This window comes from Klebsiella sp. D5A, assembly GCF_001620885.1.
Taxonomy (GTDB): domain Bacteria; phylum Pseudomonadota; class Gammaproteobacteria; order Enterobacterales; family Enterobacteriaceae; genus Klebsiella; species Klebsiella variicola.
Window position 1 is genome coordinate 1 of record NZ_LOAR01000037.1, and the last position, 3,338, is coordinate 3,338.

2 protein-coding genes are annotated in these 3,338 nt (G+C 33.6%); both read right to left on the bottom strand.

What is annotated here, in order from left to right; genetic code table 11:
- Positions 1–687: 687 nt before the first annotated feature.
- Complete coding sequence (locus AS136_RS25845) at positions 688–1,380, bottom strand: EAL domain-containing protein (RefSeq protein WP_063267126.1); 693 nt, start codon at positions 1,378–1,380, stop codon at positions 688–690.
- Between the two features lie 355 nt (positions 1,381–1,735).
- Positions 1,736–2,794, bottom strand: coding sequence for a sensor domain-containing diguanylate cyclase (locus AS136_RS25850; protein WP_048290180.1), 1,059 nt, complete (start codon positions 2,792–2,794; stop codon positions 1,736–1,738).
- Between the last annotated feature and the right edge of the window lie 544 nt (positions 2,795–3,338).

Genomic DNA, 3,338 nt, shown 5'->3' on the forward strand with positions numbered 1-3,338 from the left:
CCTTTGACGATCAGGTCTGCGGCTTCGAACCACTGCATGTGGCGCAGCAGTAGTTAACTAATAACATCATTACTTATTGATTTAAAAAGGAAAATAGGTGTTTTTGATATGTGGTTAATGTTTTTTGCCTAAGCCCTAACCTATTGAAATCCATTAATATATTTTCAGTTTTGATAACTGGCTTTGAGTTTTTCAGCTCATCTGGATAGAGAATTATTAGCCAATAATACTCACCCCCTGTGAGTCGGGTTAAATATTTCCGGTGTTATAAATCATGATTTGAAAAGAATATAAAAAAGCCTCAGAATCTGAGGCTTGCATTGGAACCACCAACGCCATTATATTATTTAATTTCTACCTACCATGTTATGATTGCTCTTTTCCAAACCATTTTCCCTTTTTTCTTTTCTTTTATATGCAGGATCCTTTTCATAATAAAATAAAAAATAAGAGAAAACACAATGATAGAAATATATGTCCCGATACCGAAAGATACCAGAAAAACGACCAAGAACCCAAAGAGCGCTACCAGTAAAGATGTGCAGATAGATATCAAATTAATTTTCTTGCGTGCGTCTCTTGATACATACCCTTTAATCTTAAATGCATGGCAACTGTGGCAGTGGTCCTCATTAATTAAATTTGCACCACAAAATGGACATTTATCATCTTTTGTCGTCATTTATTTTAAATCTCAACATAGTAGTAATCACTCATCCACAACCTTCCCTGGCAAGCGCAATCAACAACAGAATGTACTTTATTTTTTTGTTCTATTGTCTCAACTCCCTCAACAATTACGAAATTGCAGTATGATTTTACTTCATTTAATATCTTAAATAATTTACTCTCATACTGTATTTCCCAGAAATAATCTTTATCGATTTTTATACATTCAAAATTAAACATCTGAATAATTGTAATATTTGTTAAACCCCTCCCAAAATCATCCAGCCATACTGGACACAATTTCGAAAGACACTTTAAGTCAATCATACAGCATTTAGTATTAAATTCATGAAACTCTTCGTTAATCTCAAAGGCAATGTTTTTTTGTTTTTTTAAGTAATCGCTAATATATTTATCATTCAAGATATAATCGCTAATTAGACTGTCAACATTCAACGAAACTGGCTTTAACTTCAATTTAGAAGCATCAATTTCTTCAATTGTCAATATCTGTTTATTAAACAAATCGATTTTTTCTTTGTCACTTAGTGTGCTGAAACAAAAAGCACTTTCATTAGCAAGATAACCATTAGCATTCTTTTTTTTAACATTTTTCGTGAGAATTTCCCAAGAATGTACAGAACCATCTTTTTTGTAAGATGGTTCTAAAACAAATCTACAGGATTCTATTTCCACACTGTTCTTTATCATTAAAAAAACACCGGAACTAAGAATAATCCTAATCGTGTCATAATTAAATATGAAAGAGAAATAGTTTAAAATGATCGATAACGATCTAATGATAGGCAAAAGCTATCATACTTTGTGTATCGATCGATTATTCAAATCAAATGAAAAGTAAGGTTAAAAAAGAAACATAATTTCAATATTAAAGCTATTTGGATCAGATAGTTGCATTACGCGAATGACTTGGGTGGCAGATGTCCAATGTAAGTTGAAAGGCGCTTATGGTTTCGAAGAGATTTATCCTTGTTATAATTGTGGATAATAAACGTTCTTAAACATATATATGTATAAAATCATGAGATCAGAAATTATTTCATCATCAATCATTCGGCATGCAATATCCATTCTTCCCATTACGTTTAACTTCATATAGCATTTTATCAGCCTCTTTAATCCACTCAATGATTGATTCTTTATTTTCTGCACAAGAAATACCGATACTGACAGTACAGTACATGTCTTTATGAGAAGGTAATGAAAGATCTTTAATTTTTTTCTGAATTATATGAACCATGGTTATAACATGCTTGCTATTACTGTTGTTAACAATAATAGCCAACTCATCGCCACCAAATCTTGCTGGCACATCCTTCTCGCCAGCGCACTCTCGTAATATTGTTGATATACGAGATAACACCGCATCGCCAACTTCATGACCATATGTATCATTAATTTTTTTAAAATTATCAACATCAATGAGCATAAGATATGAATGAATTCTCTTTTTACGCGTCGCACGAAAAGCACTTTCCATTTTCTGTTCAAAAAAGCGACGATTTGGCAGATCTAAGCCAGGATCCATTAGAGCCTGTTTTTCCAGTAACTCCCTTCTTTTCCTCAGCTTTAGAGATAAGTGCCTTGAAACAACACTCAACACTATGGGATAACAGGTTGCCAACGGTAAAGAAAGTAATACCGTTCGGGTGCTGAATTCTATAGTATATCTGAAATCATTTGCTAACCAAACTATCACGAAACTTATCATCATCCACGTTAATGCTGGTTTTAAAATTTTCCATCCACCAGCAGCATAGCGATCTGCTATTTGAACGGAGATTATAAATAATGATGGAATTGGGCTAACTTGCATTACGGCTATCCAGATACCAGCCCAGAATGAATCGAGTACCATATTCTTTTTTTCAGTACTCAGCATATCCTTCGACATCATGCTTGCCAGATAAGCAACCGATGGCCAGATGAGTGCATTCAAAATTAACAGGGCTATCGTTATTTTTTGATGTGACTGTTCCTGGAGGACTGAATATATAGGAAGAAAGCAAAGAACGACACCTATCTGACGTAAAAAATATACTCGTTTAATAAACGATGAATTTCTGTCAGATATGTATTTTTCATCTGGGAATTTTGTTAACATAGAAAGCCTATTATAAATCACTAAGAGCCGCTATCACTTCAAACCACTAAATTACAAAATAAAACCGTCCTACATTACAAACTTATAACATAGATGTGAAAATTACAAGATGGCACTTCAATTAACGATAAACGTATCAATAATAACATTTGACATCCATTTTCTTGAATCTATCTGTGCATTTTCAATCTGATGAAAGACAATAGTTTAGGGTTATATCCTTAAACATGAAAAGCCAACAGGATTTAGCACTATTTTATTATTGATTTTGGTAGATTATTAAAAAACGACAAAACATCTGACCAGTAAAACTTTACTTGAACTTACTTATCGTTTACTGCAAATTATTCTGTGATGTACACAGCAATTAATGTCGTTTCAGTTGCCCCCGGCAAGTGCCTCCGGGGGATTTTTTATGCTCCTCAACTTTCTAGTGCGTCAAGTCGCCTAATCAAATCCTGCACCACTGTTACCAAATCGGCAATGATTGCCGTGTAATCCACATTCATCACCCTGAATTTTTCACCATCGATCTCCTGCTCGA

What these genes read in the sequence shown, in the direction of transcription:
- AS136_RS25845 (WP_063267126.1), bottom strand. Translation starts at nt 1,380, where the DNA reads ATGATAAAGAACAGTGTGGAAATAGAATCCTGTAGATTTGTTTTAGAA.
- AS136_RS25850 (WP_048290180.1), bottom strand. Translation starts at nt 2,794, where the DNA reads ATGTTAACAAAATTCCCAGATGAAAAATACATATCTGACAGAAATTCA.